Raw genomic sequence first — 17,220 nt, 5'->3', positions numbered from 1 at the left:
GTCCGCCCGAACGTGCGCCGCCGACGCCCGCCGACCCGCCGGCGGGGCCGCCGAACAGGCGCCCACCCGGCGCACCGGGAAGGCCGCCGCCACCGACACGGCCGAGCGCGAGCGCGCCGCCGCCACCGGCGATGAGACCCGCGCCGAGTCCGGAACCGATTCCCGCACCGGGGCCACCGGGCGCGCCGACGAGACCGCCGCCGCCCCCGCCCCCTCCGGGGGCCAGGGGGATGCCGCCGGGCAGCGTCGGGGCGCCCCCGGGGAGCGTCGGGCTGCCGCTGATCGGGCCGTCCGGCGTCGGGTCGTCGGGGACGTTCCCGATGTCGATGGGGGGCTGTGCCCCGGGGGGCTGCCCGGGCACGCCGCCGGGGAACGGACCGTAGTCGCCCGGAGTCGGCGGTGCGTCCGCGTGGCCGGGCGGGGGCGTGGACACCCCGCCGTCGCCCGGCCCCGTTCCTCCACCGGAGAGATCCCAGTCGGGGTAGGACTCGAAGCTGCGCCCGCCTCCGGACCCGGAACCGCCTCCCGGGAATCCGGACGGGGAGGGCGCCGGGGTCGGGGTCCCGGATTTGACGGAGAACTTCCCGAACGACGGCACGGGGGACACCTCGACCGCATCGAGACGATCGGAGTGGGTCCTCACCGCCTCGCGGGCAGCGGCCTCCCGCTGCGACGCCATGTAACCGTTGACGGCGCGACTCGCGCCCTCACCGGCCAGGAAGGCGACCGGACCGAACATGAGGGTGGCGCCGGTCGCCGCACCGCGAACGAGGGCCTCCTGGCCGGGGTTCATCTGACCCGCCGGGAGAGTCGCCGCTGCGTCCCGCGCCTGACGACGAACCTCGTTCGCCTGTTCGAGGCGATCGGGGACGTGATCCTGGAGATAACGGATCTGCTCGTCGATCTCGCTCGCGAAATCCGTGAACCTCGTCCGGGCCGCGTCACCGGACTGCCCGGCGAGACCGGGGTTCTCGGCGGCGGCCTGGAGCACCTGCTTGAGCGAGTTCAGCGCGCTCGCCAGCTCGAAGCGCGTGGGGAGATCCCATGGAACGCCCCCCTCGGCCAGGTTCAGGAGGCGCTGTTCCCAGGTACCTGTCATGGTGTGTTCCCCTTTCCGGCCTTGCGGCGTTGGGTGACGACGATGATCACGGTGACGACGACGGCGACCACCACGAGGATGCCGATGCCGACGGCCACCCACAGAACGAGCGAGCCGATGTCGCCACCGTCGGACGGCGCTGCGGCGTCGTCGTACTGATCGGCGCTGCGCGGGGCGACGACGGGCACGTACCCCTCGGTCTCGGCCGTGTCGAGTTGCTCCGACGTGGGGAACCCCGAGGGCTTGCCCGTGAGCGGCGTCTCGTCGGGGAGAGAGGTGAGGTCGACGCCGAGCAGGCTGGGCAGCCATGCTGCGCCGTATCCGTACCCGTCTTCGGTGCGAGCCGGGTCGTGCTGCTGGCCGTTCGTGGTCGAGATCAACGCCTGCGCGAGCTGATTGCCGGTGGCGTCGGGATTCTTCTGCGCGGCGAGGGCCAGCATGCCGGTAACGATCGGGGCGGCGTAGGAGGAGCCGGTGGCGACACGGGAGGAGTTCCAGTCACCGTCGATCCCGACGGTGGGCAGGTTCACTCCCGCGGCGACGACGTCGGTGTGCGGGACGGCGAAGACGGCGCCGTCGTCGTCGGTCTGCAGCGCCCCGGTGCGGTCGATGGCGGAGGCGCCCAGCACTCCGTTCATCGTCGTCAGATCGTCTCCGGCGCCGACGGCGAAATCGGAGTTCGGTGTCGAGACGACCACGACCGCCCCGCGAGCGAGGGCGTAGGCGATGACCGGGGCGTCGTTGTCGTACGCGACCGTCGACACCGAGACCGTGATGATCTCGGCCCCGTCATCGACGGCCGTCTTCACCGCGTAGCCGAAAGACGAGATGTCGTCGTCGGTGTCGGGGCGGCAGTAGTCCTCTTCGGAGCTCATCGAGCCGTAGCCGTAGAAGACGACCTCGGCGTCGGGGGCGATTCCGCGCACGCCGCTGGGGCCCGATCCGTTGCCGATGATCATCGACGCCATCGTGCTGCCGTGGATCGACGCCTCTTGGGCCTCGTCCGACACCGGTTCGGTGCGGGACCGGCAGATCTGGGTGTCGGAGACGGTGAGGTTGCGGCCCTCGAAGATCGGCAGGGCCGGGTTGATCTGGCCGTCGATGACGGCGACCTTGACGCCGGCTCCTGTCAGACCTGCGTCGTGCGCGGCCTGGACCTGATAGGTGTCGTACCACCAGTCGAAGTCGCCGCCCCCCGCCGCCTGTGCGGCCGGGGCGGCTCCGGTGGCGGCCAGGACGCCGGAGACGAGAACCGCGGCGAGAGCGCGTGAGCCCCGTCGTCGGAGTGGGGTCACTGGGGGGCTCCGGGGAGCACCGCGCGCACGCCGGCCGCGCCGCCCGTGGTGGGCGCCGAGGCGGTGTCCGCCGACGTCTGGCCCGCGGACTCCACGACCGACAGAGCCTGCTGCGCGATCGACGAGCTGAAGGTGTCGGTGTCTTGGAGTGCCTGGGCCGCCTGGGCGAGCGCGTCGGCGCTCTCGGCCACCGACTGGCGCACCTTCTCGATCTCGGTCGCCAGCTCGTTCGCGCGCGTGCGCAGGCGCTCGGTGAACGCCGACGCCGCCGGCTCGGTGGCATTGCCGTCGACGATCTCGACGGCGCCCGCGGAGGGCAGCTCGTCAGGCGCTTGAGTCAGCTGCAGGACGCGCTGCAGGGCGAGCTCGATGCTGAGGCTGATCGAATCGGCCATGGGACCACTCGTTTCTCTGTGACCGGTATGCGGGGGGAATCAGCGGTGCGCCGCGGGCGTGGGCGCGAACCCACAGAACCGGCGGCCGTCGTGACGACCGCCGGTTCGGGTGGTTCAGGCGAAGCGGCCCGCGGCCGACTTGTCGGTCGAGGTGTAGCCCTGGGCGATCTCGTCGGTCTTGCCGGCGATCTGCTGGAGCAGCTCGTTCAGGCGGGTGATCGACTGCGTCCACTGGGCCTGGGCCTGGTCGTACGCGGTCTGCGCCTCGCCGTCCCACGAGGAACGGAGGGCGCTGACCTGGGACTCGAGCTCGTCGAGACGGGTGCGGATGCCGGAGGCACCGTTGCGGATCTGACCGGAGAGGGCGATGACCTGCTCGGGACGAACGGACATGGACTGCATGGGAGTACCTTCTTTCGTGTCGAGCGGGTCAGCCGAGCAGGGAGCCCAGGTTGCCGATGGTCTGCTGGTGCGACTCTTCCGACGCCGCCTGGTCGCGCTCGGTGCCGCGCAGGGCGTCTTCGAGCGTGACGAGCACGTTGTTGAGCTTGGTGGTCTCTTCGTTCCACCGCTGCATGAGCTGCGTGTACGAACCGGCCGCGGCGCCGGTCCAGAAGCCGGCCACCTGATCGAGTTCGGTGCGCACCTTGCGCACCTGCTCGTCGATGCCCGACTTCGCGGTGTTGACCGCCTCGGCCCCGCGACGAAGCGCACCCTCCTGGGCTGCGATGAGATCTGCCACGTCTGTCTCCTCGATGTTCCTCCGGGGCGCGCCCGGGCGTTGCGGATCATGTCTTCACGCGCGGGATTCGGCCCCGCGCGCGGGATCGATGGAGTGACCGGAGCCCCCCACCGGATCTCGAACATACGTAAAGCCCGTCGGCGCGACAACCCTCTTGCGCATATTGCAACATGACAAAACTCTCATCTATAAGCCCGATGACGGGTGGAAAGGCCGACCCGCCCCCGCGCGTGCGGATACGCTGGTGCGGTTACGGCGACCCCCGGGTCGGTGGCGCGAGAACGAGGGGGACCGTTGAGCGCGGAAGTGATGCAGGGGCGACGTGTCGCCCTCATCGACGGCGCATCCCGTGTCGATCTGGTGGTCCCCCTGCGCGCGACCGTCGCCGACGTGCTTCGTGCCGCGGGGGCCGAGCCCCGGCACGGTGTCCGTGTCGTGGGCGTCTCCGGACGCGAGATCCCGCGGGGCACCGCGATGACCGCGCTCGACGACGGCGCCGTGCTCGTGCTCGTCGATCCCGCCGTGGCCGCCCCGTCGTCGACGAGGCGCTCCGCGCCCACTCCGGCGGCCTCGCGCGTGACCGCCGCCTGGGCCGTGCTGACGGCCGCCGGCGGCATCCTGGCTCTGCTCCGTCTGCTCGGCGCCGACGCGCTGCCCGCTCCCGTACGCACCCCGATGGCGGCGGCCGCCCTCGTGGCCGCTCTCGCCGCCGCGGCGGTGTTCGCGCTGCGGGCCCGACCCGGCTCGCCCACGCTGGCGCCCGTCCTGGCGGTCGTCGTGCTTGCGTTCGGCGGAGGCGTGGCGATCGTGCCCGAGCTGCCCGCGGCGTCGACGCAGGTCGCGGTGTTCACGGGGCTCCTGGCCGCCTCGGTCGTCTCCGGCGTCATCGGCATCCTGGGAGCGACGCAGACGGTGCGGGCCCAGAGCCGCACCGCGGCGATCGTGACCGCGGTCCTCGCGGCGGTGTGGGGCCTGTCGCTGCTGCTGCACCTCGACCCCTCGGCGCCCGCCGCCGTCACCCTCGGGCTCGTGCCCGTCGCCCAGCGCGTGCTGCAGTCCAGCCTCGTCGACGTCGCGCCCGGCACCTTCATCGATTACGCGCGCTTCCAGAGCACCCGTTGGACCGTGCGGCAGAGTCTGCCCGACGAGGTGCGCACGATCGAGGCCGACGACGCCGACGCCCTCGTCGAGCGTTCGACCGCGCGGCTCGTGGTCGGCGTGGTGCTGCTGGTCGCGGCGGGTGCGGCGAGTGCGTTCACCGCGCTCCCGACATTCGCCGTCGCCGACCCGGTGCTGCTCGGGGGGCGCATCGCGCTGGCCGCGACCGTGGTGCTCGCCCTGCTGCTGGGGTCGCGCAAGAGCACGGTGCCGTTCCTGCGCTGGGTGGCGCGCGGCGGGGCGATCGTCGTGGTGGCGGCGGTCCTGGTCGCTCTGGTGCCGACGATCCCGCGCGAGATGCTGGTGCTCGTCGCGGGCCTCGTGCTCGTCGTCGGTCTCGCGGCGGCTCTGCTGGTCGTGCCGGTGGGGCGCGGTCTCCGCTCGCTGGGCTGGTCGCGCACCGGCGACGTCTTCGAGGCGCTCGCGACGGCTCTGTCGCTCCCGGCCGGCATGCTCGCCGCCGGGGCGATCGAGATCGCGCGTGCGATGATGGCGACATGACGCAGTCGCCGCCGTTCGGCGTGCCCGCGACGGTGGGGGTACGCATGGGCGCCTTCAGCGTCGACGCGGCCCTCGTGATCATCGCCGCGGGAGTGGCATCCCTCCTCGGTTCTCCCGTGCTGGGGGCGGCGGTCGCCGCGGAGGCCCTGCTCGGCCTGTGGATCCTGCAGGCCCGCCGCGGTGCGACGCCCGGTGCGCTGCTGTTCGGTCTGCGCACCTCGCGCGTCGAGGCGCCTCTCGTGCCCGGAGCGGGACGGGCGTTCGTGCGCGGCTTCCTCGTCGTGCTCGGGGGTTTCGTGCTAGTGGCCGGCGCCTGGGTCGTGGTCGCCTCGGCGGGGTGGGACCGTTCGGGTCGGCGACGTTCGTGGGCGGACCGCGCGGCGGGCACGGTCCTGCTCAGCGCGCCCCGTGGCGGTGGCGACGAGGATGCCGAGGGCGCCCGCGCCCTCGCGGAGCCCACCGTGCACGCACGAACCGCCGCTTCCCGCGAGCCCCTGCGCGTGGACGCCGCTGCCGCGGCCCTGCCCGCGGCTCCGGCGTGGGGCACCCCCCTGTTGGCCGTCGACGCCGCAGCGGCGACGTCGTCGACGACGCCTGCCGCCGTCGAGGCGCCCGCCGCCGCGGGCGAGCGCGCCGTGAGCGTCGCCGCGGCCCCCGTGGCCGTGCCCGCCGCCGAGCCCACCCTGACCGGCACGGTGGGCAGCGCGCAGCTGCTCGTGGTGTTCGACACCGGCCAGCGCGAACAGTTCGACCTGCCGGCGGCCGTGAACTTCGGCCGCGCCCCCGTCGCAAGCCGACCGGGCGACGTGCTCATCGCCGTCGACGATCCCGATCGGCTCATCTCGAAGACCCACCTGCGTCTCGAGCACGACGGCGAGACCGCGTGGGTGATCGACGTGGGCTCCACGAACGGCTCCGAGCTCATCGACGACGACGGCGCCGTCCACCCGCTGCAGCCCGGTTCCCGCACGCTGCTCGAGGAGGGCACCCGCGTGCGCCTCAGCGAGCGCGTCTTCACCCTCAGTCGCCTGATCGGAGGTCCGGTGTGAGCACGGGTCCGCGCATCGCCCCGCCGTCTCAGCCCACCGGGCGCATCGTCCTGCAGGCGCCGCCCGAGCTCGTCCCGAACGAGGGCGGCAGCGGCATCCTCACCTCTCTCCTGCCGATGCTCGGCAGCGTGGGCGCGATCGTCATGGTCACGATCTCCAACAGCGGCCCCACCGGCTTCCTCATCGGCGGCATGTTCCTGCTGTCGTCGCTCGGCTTCGTCGCCGTCAACGGCTGGCGCCAGCGCGCGCAGCGCAACGCCGAGGTGCTCGGCAACCGGCGGGAGTACCTCGCGTACCTGTCCGATCTGCGCGAGACCGTCCGCGTGGCCGCGCGCAAGCAGCGCCGACACGGCGGGTGGGTCATGCCCGCCCCGGCCGCCCTTCCGTACATCGCCGAGGAACGCTCCCGCGTGTGGGAGCGCCAGCCCGGCGACGAGACCTTCCTCCTCGCGCGGATCGGCGTGGCGGATCAGCCGCTCAGCCTCACGCTCGAGGCGCCCGAGCTCCCCCCACTCGCGCAGCTCGACCCGGTCGCCGCGTCGGCGGCGCACCGCTTCATGCTCACGCACGAGATCCAGCGTGATCTGCCCCTGGGCTTCCCCCTCGGCGAGTACGCGCGCATCGAGCTGGTGGGCCCCGACGAGGAGGCCGTCCGCGCCCTGGCGCGCTCGCTGGTGGCGTCCGCGGCGACGCTGCACGACCCGGAGGACGTCGTGATCGCCGTGCTGGCCGGTCCCGGTCAGACGGCCGCGTGGGACTGGGTGAAGTGGTTGCCGCACGCGATGTCGTCGCGCGTCCAGGACCGACTGGGCCCCGCGCGCATGATCGCGGCATCGGCCGACGAGCTGATGGACATGCTGCCCGCGCAGCTGGCCGGTCGTCCCCGGTTCACCCCGGGTGGCGGTGTCACCCCGCACGTCGTGCTCGTGGTCGACGGTGTCGAGGCGACGACGAACACGCCCCTCGCCGGCCTCGAGGGCGCGCAGGGTGTCACCGTCATCGATCTGCCCACGCGATGGGACGAACTCGACGACCCGGCGGTGGCACGCGTCGCCCTCGCCACGGCGCCCGTCGCCGTCCGCGCGCGACGGGGTGAGGTGCAGCCCGAGGCGTCCCCCGCCGAGTTCATCGACGGCGCGGGCCGCGCGCAGTCGTTCCGTCCGGATGCCATGACGGTGGCCGAGGCCGAGGCGACGGCCCGCCGGCTCATGCCGCTGCGCCCCGCGCCGATGGTCGTCGTCGACGCCCCCACGACGCAGGGGCAGGCCGAGCTGACCGAGCTGCTCGGCCTGCCCGACGTGCGCACCGTCGACTTCGACCAGGCCTGGACGCCACGTCTCGAGCGCGACCGTCTTCGCGTTCCGATCGGTCAGGAGCCGTCGGGGACGCCGCTCGTGCTCGACCTGAAGGAATCGGCCTCGCAGGGCATGGGTCCGCACGGCGTGATGGTCGGCGCGACGGGCTCGGGCAAGTCGGAGGTACTGCGGACGCTCGTTCTCGCCCTGGCCATGACGCACTCGCCCGAGCAGCTGAATTTCGTGCTCGTCGACTTCAAGGGCGGCGCGACCTTCGCAGGCATGGCGGAGATGCCGCACGTCTCGGCCGTCATCACCAACCTCGGCAGCGAGCTCGCCCTGGTCGATCGCTTCCAGGACGCCCTGCAGGGCGAGGTGGTGCGCCGCCAGGAGCTGCTGCGCGCCGCCGGCAACTTCGCCAACGTCGGCGAGTACGAGGCCGCCCGTCACGGCGGCCGCACCGACCTCGAGCCGCTTCCGGCGCTGCTCATCGTGGTCGACGAGTTCTCCGAGCTGCTGACGGCCAAGCCCGAGTTCGTCGACAGCTTCCTCAACATCGGTCGCGTCGGGCGTTCGCTGCACGTGCACCTGCTGCTGGCATCCCAGCGTCTCGAGGAGGGCAAGCTCCGCGGCCTCGACACCTACCTCTCCTACCGCATCGGTCTGCGCACCTTCTCGGCCTCCGAGTCGCGCACGATCATCGGCACGCCCGACGCGTACACGCTGCCGCAGGAACCGGGTGTCGGCTTCCTCAAGAGCGACACCGAGAACCTCGTGCAGTTCCGCGCCGCCTACGTGTCGGGTCGTCCCCGCGGCAACGCCGGTCTGGCGATCGACGAGGCCGACGTCGCCTCGGGCGGCCCCGCGCGGGTGGAGGTCTTCACGGCCGCGGCCCAGCCCGACGACGAAGCGGACGAGCAGATGGATGCCGCCCCCGCGGCGGTGGCGGCCCCCGTCGCCGAGAAGCGGTCGACGTTCCAGATCGCCGTCGACCGCATGAAGGACCGCGGGCCGGAGGCGCACCAGGTGTGGCTGCCGCCGCTCGCCGAGCCGTCGCCGCTGGACGCGCTCATGCCGGATCTCGCCGAAGACGCCGACCTCGGCCTCGTCTCCCGCCGCTGGCGCGACGCGGGCGCACTCACCGTCCCGATCGGTCTCATCGACATCCCGCTCGAGCAGCGCCGCGACCACCTCACCGTGTCGCTGGGCGGGGCGGCCGGACACGTCGCCATCGTCGGCTCGCCCCTCAGCGGCAAGTCGACCCTCGCGCGCACCCTGGTGTCGGCCCTCGCGCTGACGGGCACACCGCGCGAGTTCCAGTTCTTCGTGCTCGACTTCGGCGGGGGCGGGTTCACCTCGATGCAGCAGCACCCGCACGTGTCGGGCGTCGCCACGCGCACGGAGCCCGAGGCGGTGCGCCGCGCCGTCGCCGAGGTGGAGGCCGTGCTCGACGCCCGCGAGCAGTACTTCCGCCGCAACGCGGTGGACTCGATCGAGACCTATCGCTCGCGCCGTCGGGAGGGGCGTCTCGACGACGGCTTCGGCGACGTGTTCCTCGTCATCGACGGCTGGTCGACCCTGCGTTCGGAGTTCGAGCCCCTCGAGGCCCGCGTGCAGACGATCGCGGCCCGTGGCCTCAGCTTCGGTGTGCACGTCGTCGTGACGGCGAACCGGTGGCTCGAGATCCGCGCCAACCTGAAGGACCTCATCCAGACGCGTCTCGAGCTGCGTTTGGGAGATCCGACCGATTCCGACGTCGATCGCAAGCAGGCGGCGAATGTGCCCGTCGGTCAGCCCGGCCGAGGACTCAGCGCGTCGAAGCTGCAGATGCTCACCGCGGTGCCCCGCGTCGACGGCTCCGACGATCCCTCGACCATCGCCGACGGCGTCGCCGACATGATCGCGCGCGTCGCGGGTGCCTGGCGCGGCGAGCCCGGACCGAAGCTGCGACTGCTTCCCGAGAGCGTCACCCTCGACGAGGTGCGCGCCGCCGCCCAACCGGGGGACGCCCGGATGCTGCTGGGTATCGAGGAGGCGCAGCTCTCGCCGTTCGGCGTCGACCCGCGCGTGGAGCCCCACCTGTTCGTCTACGGCGATTCCGGTATGGGCAAGTCCTCGTTCCTCCGGGCGGTCGCCTCGGAGATCCAGCGGCTGTACACCCCGGCCAAGGCGAAGATCTTCGTCGTCGATTACCGTCGCGCGCTGCTCGGCGAGATCCCCGACGACTACCTCGGGGCGTACCTCACCTCGCACGACCTGGCCACGGGCGGCATGAACGACCTCGCCCAGTACTTCTCCACGCGCATCCCGGGGCCCGACGTCACTCCGGCGCAGCTCCGTGAGCGCAGTTGGTGGAAGGGCGCCGAAGGCTTCATCCTGGTCGACGACTACGACCTCGTCGCCACCAGCCAGGGCAACCCCCTCGCCGTCCTGCAGCCCCTGCTCGCGCAGGCCGGCGACCTCGGTCTGCACGTCATCCTGACCCGCCGGTCGGGCGGCGCGAGCCGCGCGGCCTACGACCCGATCATCCAGCGCTTCACCGACCTGGGGGTGACGGGCATCCTTCTCGGCGGGAACCCCGAGGAGGGGGCGCTCATCGGCCGGGTCAAGCCCGAGCGTGCGGCACCGGGGCGCGCGCAGATCGTCAGCCGCGAGCACGGTCTCGTCGCCTCCCAGCTGGTGTTCTCGCCGCCGTCGAACTGAGCCGCCGACGCCGGGCCGACCGGTCATGACGGCGCGCGGCACGGCGCCGCACGGCTCCTCCCCACCCTCCGGTCCGCCGCCCCGGTGTCCCCGACGCACGCCCGGGCGGCGTCGGTGTCGGTGGCCCGGGTTACCGTGGAGGGGTGACATATCCCGGCGCCGCCTCCGAGTCGTACGCCGACGCGCCGCCCGAGTCGTACGACATCCCCGACGACCCCTACGCCGGCGCCGACTGGGACCCCGACCTGTTCGCGCCGCCGGACGACTCCGACGCGCCGCCACCGCCGGTCGACCCCTCGTCGGCGTTCGCCCGGGCGGCCGCGGCGACCGGGACCGCCCGCGAACTGCCCGCCGTCCGCGACTTCACCGGCCGCGATCCGCGCGAGGTGCTGCACGAGGTCTACGGTTACGACGCCTTCCGCGGCGATCAGGCCGACATCGTCGGGCACGTCGTCTCGGGTGGCGACGCGGTCGTGCTCATGCCGACCGGTGGCGGCAAGAGCGTCACGTATCAGGTGCCGGCGCTCGTGCGCCCGGGCACCGGACTCGTGGTGAGCCCGCTCATCGCGCTCATGCACGACCAGGTCGAGGCGCTCATCGCCAACGGCGTGCGCGCCGGTTATCTCAACTCCACGCAGTCCCCGGCCGAGCGTCAGGCGGTCGAGCAGGCCTACCTCGCCGGGGAGCTCGATCTGCTCTACGTCGCGCCCGAGCGGCTCAACGGGGCGCAGACCCTCGGCCTTCTCTCCCGAGGTCGACTCAGCGTCATCGCGATCGACGAGGCGCACTGCGTGTCGCAATGGGGGCACGACTTCCGCCCCGACTACCTCGCCCTGGGCGACCTCGCCGAGCGTTTCCCGGGCGTCCCCCGCATGGCGCTCACCGCGACCGCGACGCCCGAGACCGCACGCGAGATCGTGGAGCGCCTGCGCCTGCGCGACGCCCGCGGCTTCGTGGCCAGCTTCGACCGGCCCAACATCCAGTACCGCATCGACGCCAAGGTCGACCCGCGGCGCCAGCTCGTGCAGTTCATCCGTTCGCAGCCCGAGGGTTCGGCCGGCATCGTCTACGCCCTCAGCCGCAAGACCGTCGAGCAGACTGCTGCTTACCTGTCGTCGCAGGGTCTCGACGCCCTGCCGTACCACGCGGGTCTCGACACCTCAGTGCGCGCAGCGAACCAGTCGAGATTCCTCCGCGACGACGGGGTGGTCATGGTCGCCACGATCGCCTTCGGCATGGGCATCGACAAGCCCGACGTGCGCTTCGTCGCACACATCGACCTGCCCAAGTCGGTCGAGGGGTACTACCAGGAGACCGGTCGAGCCGGTCGCGACGGCGATCCGTCGGTGGTGTGGATGGCCTACGGTCTCGGAGACGTCGTCCAGCAACGCCGCATGATCGACCAGTCGCCCGGCGACCGCTCCTACAAGGTGCGCCTCGGCCAGCATCTCGACGCCATGCTGGCCCTGTGCGAGACGGTCGGATGCCGCCGGCAGAACCTTCTCGACTACTTCGGCCAGCGCTCCGAGCCGTGCGGAAACTGCGACACCTGCCTCACGCCGCCCGACACGTGGGACGGTCTCGTCGCCGCGCAGAAGCTGCTGTCGACCATCGTGCGCCTGCAGCGCGAGCGCGGCCAGGCGTTCGGTGCCGGTCACCTCATCGACATCCTGCGGGGGGCGAAGACCGAGCGCATCGCACAGCAGGGACACGACCGACTGAGCACCTACGGTCTGGGCGCCGATCTCTCCGACCAGGACTGGCGCAGCGTCATCCGCCAGCTGCTGGCGCGCGGCATCGTCGTGGCGCAGGGCGACTACGGCACGCTCGCCCTGAGCGAGGCGTCGGGCGGTGTGCTGCGGGGCGAGACGCCCGTGCCGCTGCGGCGCGACGCGCTCGGTCGCACCGGTGGCGGCGGCGGGTCGTCCCGCCCCCGCAAGTCGAGTGCCGACGACGTGGCCCCCGGCGACCGCGACCTCTTCGAAGCCCTCCGTGCGTGGCGCGCCGAGAAGGCCCGCGAGCAGGGTGTCCCGGCCTACATCGTCTTCGGCGACGCCACACTGCGCGCGATCGCGGCCGCGCGCCCGGGGTCGGTCGCCGACCTCGACGGCATTACCGGTATCGGCGCGAAGAAGCGCGAGGCGTACGGCGACGGCATCCTGACGGTGGTCGCCGCGACCTGAGGCCCGTCGGCGCGCGCTCCGGTCTGCCGCCGGCCCGCCCCGGTCCCGCCGCCGGGCCGCCGCCCCCGTCCTGTTCCCGGGAATGTTGACCACCCACAACGACCGCTCGCGACGGGCCGCGGTGGCATTGTCGCTATCGCACAGGATGTTTGAGCAGTCGTTGTGGGACACCTACCGTGGTGGCATCCCTTTGCAACGTCGAAAGGTGCCGAAAATGACCGACGCCGCCGTCCGTCCCACCACGCCCGCCACGAGCACGCGCACGCCCGTCGGGGGTGCGCCCACCGCGGCCCACACCGCCGCGGAAGCCTCCGAGGCGCGCATCGACACCGAGAAGGTCACCGACCTGCTCCTCGGCACGTGGGCCGACACCCGCCGCCAGGCGCGCGAGATGATCAAAGACCCCGCGCTGTGGCGCGACGACAGTCTCGGCATGGACGCCCACCGCGAGCGCGCGCTCAGCCAGCTGCACCTGCTCGTGCAGAACAAGGCGGTGCACCGCGCGTTCCCGAAGCGCTTCGGCGGCGAGGAGAACAACGGCGCCAACATCGCCGGTTTCGAAGAACTGGTCGCGGCCGACCCGAGCCTGCAGATCAAGTCGGGTGTGCAGTGGGGCCTCTTCGGCTCGGCGGTTCTGCAGCTGGGCACCCGCGAGCACCACGACAAGTGGCTCCCCGGCATCATGAGCCTCGAGATCCCCGGGGCCTTCGCGATGACCGAGACCGGGCACGGCTCGGACGTGTCGGCCATCGGCACGACCGCCACGTACGACCCCGCGACCGAGGAGTTCGTCCTCCACACGCCCTTCCGCGGCGCCTGGAAGGACTATCTCGGAAACGCCGCCCTGCACGGCAAGGCGGCGACCGTCTTCGCGCAGCTCATCACCAACGGCGTGAACCACGGCGTGCACTGCTTCTACGTGCCGCTGCGCGACGAGTCGGGAGCGTTCCTCCCCGGCATCGGCGGCGAGGACGACGGCCTCAAGGGCGGATTGAACGGCATCGACAACGGCCGCCTCCACTTTGATCAGGTGCGCGTGCCCCGCACGAACCTGCTCAACCGCTACGGCGACGTGGCCCCCGACGGCACGTACTCGAGCGACATCGCCAGCCCGGGGCGCCGCTTCTTCACGATGCTCGGCACGCTCGTGCAGGGCCGCGTCTCGCTCGACGGCGCGGCCGCGTGGGCGTCGGCCATCGGCCTGACCATCGCGATCACCTACGGCAACCAGCGCCGGCAGTTCGACTCGGGCAGCGGCACCCCCGAGGTGACCCTGCTCGACTACGGCAAGCACCAGCGGCGTCTCCTGCCGCGCCTGGCGACCACGTACGCGCAGATCTTCGCGCACGACGAGTTCCTGCAGAAGTTCGACGGCGTCTTCAGCGGCGCCCTCGACACCGACGCCGACCGCGAAGACCTCGAGACCCTCGCCGCGGCCCTCAAGCCGCTGTCGACGTGGCACGCGCTCGACACGCTGCAGGAGTCCCGCGAGGCCTGCGGCGGGCAGGGCTTCCTGTTCGAGAACCGCCTCGTGGGCCTGCGCGCCGACCTCGACATCTACGTGACCTTCGAGGGCGACAACAACATCCTCCTGCAGCTCGTCGGCAAGCGCCTGCTCGCCGATTACGCCAAGCAGTTCAAGGGCAAGGATGCCAAGGCGCTCGCCGCCTTCGCCGTCGGACAGACGGCCGGGAAGCTCTTCCACGGTGCCGGCATGCGTCAGCTCGGCCAGGCCGTGACCGACCTCGGCTCGACCGCGCGCTCCGTCGAGCGCGGCCTCCGTGCCGAGCAGCAGCACGAGCTGCTGGCCGGCCGCGTGCAGCAGATGATCGCCGACATCGCGGGGCGCCTGCGTCCGGCATCCAAGCTGCCGCGCGAGGCGGCGGCGGCCCTGTTCAACGAGAACCAGTCCGAGCTCATCGAAGCCGCTCGCGCGCACGGCGAGCTGCTGCAGTGGGAGGCGTTCACCGACGCGGTCAACCGCGTCGACGACCCCGACACCCTCCGCGTGCTCACCTGGCTCCGCGACCTGTTCGGCCTGCAGCTGATCGAGAAGCACCTCGCGTGGTACCTCATCAACGGTCGGCTGTCGGCGCAGCGCGCGGCGGCGGTCTCGAGCTACATCGATCGGCTGTGCGCCCGGCTCCGCCCGCACGCGCAAGACCTCGTCGACGCGTTCGGCTACGGCCCCGAGCACATCCGCGCCTCGATCGCCTCCGGCATCGAGGACGACCGGCAGAACGAGGCCGCGTCGTACTACGCCGCGCTGAAGGCCTCGGGCGACGCACCGGTCCCGGAGAAGAAGCCCGCGCGCTGACCCGCCGCCGCGAAAGCCCGCCCCGCGTCCGAACGACGCGCGGCGGGCTTTCGCGCAGGCGCGTGAGAACAGGCGATCGTTCGAGGACAGGCCCGCGTCGCGGCGAAGAGGCCTGTTCTCGAACGATCACCTGTTTTCGTGCGCCCCGCACGCGCGTCGCCCCACGCCCGCCGTGGCCGCAGCGAGGACGCGCGGCCCCGTGCCCCATGTCGACGGGAACAGGCGATCGCTCGAGAACAGGCCTCACGCGACGGATCGGTCCTGTCCTCGCGGGATCGCCTGTCGCGGAGTGCGCTGCGCGGGTGTCGGACGTCCGCCCTACCCTGGGGCCATGAGCGATGTGCTGACCGGGGCCGACGGTGTCGTCCGCTGCGCGTGGGCCGGGGCCGATGCCGAGTACCAGCGCTACCACGACGAGGAGTGGGGCGCCGAGCTGCGCGGAGACCGACCGCTCTTCGAGAAGATGAGCCTCGAGGGCTTCCAGGCGGGCCTCGCCTGGATCACGATCCTGCGTAAGCGCCCCCGTTTCCGCGAGGTGTTCCGCGACTTCGAGCCCGAGGTCGTCGCGGCGTTCGGCCCGTCCGACGTCGATCGCCTCCTGCAGGATGCCGGAATCATCCGGCACCGCGGAAAGATCGAGGCCGTGATCGCCAACGCCGGGCTCGTGGCCGCGATGGCGGAGGGCGAGCTCGACGCCCTGTTGTGGTCGTTCGCGCCGGCCTCGCACACCGCACCGGCGACGTTCGCCGAGGTGCCCGCGGTGACACCCGAGTCCGAGGCGATGAGCAAAGAGCTGCGGCGCCGCGGCTTCCGCTTCGTCGGTCCGACGACGATGTACGCCCTCATGCAGTCGTCGGGCATGGTCGACGACCACGTCGCGGGCTGCTGGCGCGCGGCCTGACCGCCGTGGGGCGCCGGCCGCACGGGGCGCGGGAATGTCCCGCGGCCCGCGCGCGCTACACTGGGGGTTGAAGCTTTCGCTTCGAGCGTCGTCGAACGCACCGGCCCCTTCTCGGGCCTTTGACCTTCACGGCGAACGGATGCGCCACCCGGCGCCTTCGCCCATGCAGCCGCAGCATCGCGGCATCCCGAACCGCCGTGCGCGCGTGCGCCGCGGCAGGAGTATTCATGACGTCCCAGACTTTCGCCGATCTCGGCGTGCCCGCACCCCTCATCGACGTCCTCGCCTCGCAGGGCAAGAACGAGCCCTTCCCGATCCAGGCGGACACCCTCCCCGACACCCTCGCCGGGCGCGACGTGCTCGGCCGCGGCAAGACGGGGTCCGGCAAGACCCTCGCCTTCGCGCTGCCCCTCGTCGCCCGCCTCGGCGCCACGACCGACCGCCGCCGCGGCCGGCGTCCCCGCGCCCTCGTGCTGGCCCCGACCCGCGAGCTGGCCAACCAGATCGACGAGGTCATCAAGCCCCTCGCCGCGGCCTTCGGCCTGGTCACCACCACCGTCTACGGCGGTGTGAACCAGAAGCGTCAGGTCGACGCGCTCTCCGCGGGCGTCGACATCCTCGTCGCGTGCCCCGGTCGCCTGGAAGACCTGATCGGCCAGGGCTTCGCCAACCTCGGCGACATCGAGATCACCGTGCTCGACGAGGCCGACCACATGGCCGACCTGGGCTTCCTGCCCGGTGTCACGCGCCTGCTGTCGCGCACGCCCGCCGACGGTCAGCGTCTGCTGTTCTCGGCGACGCTCGACAACGGCGTGGACAAGCTCGTGAAGCGCTTCCTTCGCAACGAGGTGCTGCACTCCGTCGACGAGGCGCACTCGCACGTCGCCGCGATGACGCACCACGTGTTCGCCCCCGCCGACGCCGACGCCAAGAAGGACCTCGTGCAGACGCTCGCCTCGGGCTCGGCGCGTCGCATCCTCTTCATGCGCACCAAGCACCAGGCCAAGAAGCTGGCCAAGGCGCTGACCGCGGCCGGCATCCCCTCGGTCGACCTGCACGGAAACCTCTCGCAGCCGCAGCGCGACCGCAACCTCGCCGCGTTCGGCGACGGCCGCGCCAAGGTGCTCGTGGCCACCGACGTCGCCGCCCGTGGTGTGCACGTCGACGGCGTCGAGCTGGTCGTGCACGTCGACCCGCCCGTCGAGCACAAGGCGTACCTGCACCGCTCGGGCCGTACCGCCCGCGCCGGGACCGCCGGTGACGTCGTGACGATCATGCTTCCCGAGCAGCGCCGCGACACCCTCGACATCCTGCGCAAGGCCAAGATCTCGGCCGCGCCCCAGGCCGTCACGCCCACCTCTCCCGCCGTCGTGGCGCTGGTCGGCGAGGTCGCCCCGTACGTCAAGCCCGAGCCGGTCGTCGCACCTCAGCAGCAGGGCGGCGGTCGCTCCCAGGGCGCCAACGCCCAGCGCAAGCGCGCGGCGCGCACCCCGGGCGCGGATGCTGCGGCTCCCGCCGGCGGCGGTCGCCGTCGTCGCGGCCGCGGTGGCAACGGCCAGGGCGCCGAGGCTCCCGCCGCGGC

Annotated in this window: 11 protein-coding genes and 1 pseudogene; 7 read left to right on the top strand and 5 right to left on the bottom strand. The window is 72.3% G+C overall.

Annotated features, from left to right (window positions below; genetic code table 11):
- The 5 genes and pseudogenes from ACK4LS_RS13315 to ACK4LS_RS13295 form a co-directional block, all read right to left on the bottom strand.
- A pseudogene (locus ACK4LS_RS13315) lies at window positions 1-1,099 on the bottom strand (hypothetical protein); the annotation flags it as partial.
- The gene (locus tag ACK4LS_RS13310; protein ID WP_409718094.1) at window positions 1,096-2,394 is read right to left on the bottom strand and encodes a S8 family peptidase; all 1,299 of its coding nucleotides are present in this window, start codon (window positions 2,392-2,394) and stop codon (window positions 1,096-1,098) included. The pseudogene ACK4LS_RS13315 and the gene ACK4LS_RS13310, both read right to left, overlap by 4 nt.
- Complete coding sequence (locus tag ACK4LS_RS13305; protein ID WP_409718091.1) at window positions 2,391-2,789, bottom strand: hypothetical protein; 399 nt, start codon at window positions 2,787-2,789, stop codon at window positions 2,391-2,393. Before ACK4LS_RS13305 ends, ACK4LS_RS13310 begins: the two co-directional genes overlap by 4 nt.
- A gap of 114 nt (window positions 2,790-2,903) precedes the next feature.
- On the bottom strand, window positions 2,904-3,182 hold the full coding sequence (locus tag ACK4LS_RS13300; RefSeq protein ID WP_409718089.1) for a WXG100 family type VII secretion target: 279 nt from the start codon (window positions 3,180-3,182) through the stop codon (window positions 2,904-2,906).
- Window positions 3,183-3,219: 37 nt separating this feature from the next.
- A complete protein-coding gene (locus ACK4LS_RS13295; protein ID WP_055831852.1) occupies window positions 3,220-3,531 on the bottom strand; it encodes a WXG100 family type VII secretion target in 312 nt (103 codons plus the stop codon).
- 294 nt (window positions 3,532-3,825) lie between these two features.
- On the opposite strand from ACK4LS_RS13295, the gene ACK4LS_RS13290 reads away from it, so the two are divergent.
- From ACK4LS_RS13290 to ACK4LS_RS13260, 7 genes are all read left to right on the top strand, one after another.
- A complete protein-coding gene (locus tag ACK4LS_RS13290) occupies window positions 3,826-5,190 on the top strand; it encodes a hypothetical protein (RefSeq protein WP_409718085.1) in 1,365 nt (454 codons plus the stop codon).
- Window positions 5,187-6,239 (top strand): RDD family protein, encoded by a 1,053-nt coding sequence (locus ACK4LS_RS13285; RefSeq protein ID WP_409718082.1) that lies wholly within the window; start codon window positions 5,187-5,189, stop codon window positions 6,237-6,239. Before ACK4LS_RS13290 ends, ACK4LS_RS13285 begins: the two co-directional genes overlap by 4 nt.
- On the top strand, window positions 6,236-10,237 hold the full coding sequence (gene eccCa, locus ACK4LS_RS13280; RefSeq protein WP_409718079.1) for a type VII secretion protein EccCa: 4,002 nt from the start codon (window positions 6,236-6,238) through the stop codon (window positions 10,235-10,237). Before ACK4LS_RS13285 ends, eccCa begins: the two co-directional genes overlap by 4 nt.
- A gap of 143 nt (window positions 10,238-10,380) precedes the next feature.
- Window positions 10,381-12,420, top strand: a complete 2,040-nt coding sequence (gene recQ, locus ACK4LS_RS13275) for a DNA helicase RecQ (protein ID WP_409718076.1) — start codon at window positions 10,381-10,383, stop codon at window positions 12,418-12,420.
- A 214-nt stretch (window positions 12,421-12,634) separates the two neighbouring features.
- A complete protein-coding gene (locus ACK4LS_RS13270; RefSeq protein ID WP_409718073.1) occupies window positions 12,635-14,737 on the top strand; it encodes an acyl-CoA dehydrogenase in 2,103 nt (700 codons plus the stop codon).
- A 331-nt stretch (window positions 14,738-15,068) separates the two neighbouring features.
- Complete coding sequence (locus tag ACK4LS_RS13265) at window positions 15,069-15,638, top strand: DNA-3-methyladenine glycosylase I (RefSeq protein ID WP_409718070.1); 570 nt, start codon at window positions 15,069-15,071, stop codon at window positions 15,636-15,638.
- 227 nt (window positions 15,639-15,865) lie between these two features.
- On the top strand, window positions 15,866-17,220 hold a 1,355-nt coding region (locus ACK4LS_RS13260), incomplete at its 3' end, for a DEAD/DEAH box helicase (RefSeq protein ID WP_409718067.1).

The sequence above is a fragment of the Microbacterium sp. genome (genome assembly GCF_046295495.1).
In the GTDB taxonomy this organism is placed as follows: Bacteria; Actinomycetota; Actinomycetes; order Actinomycetales; family Microbacteriaceae; genus Microbacterium.
Note: the sequence above shows the minus strand (reverse complement) of the source record. Positions and strands in the feature narration are given on the sequence as shown.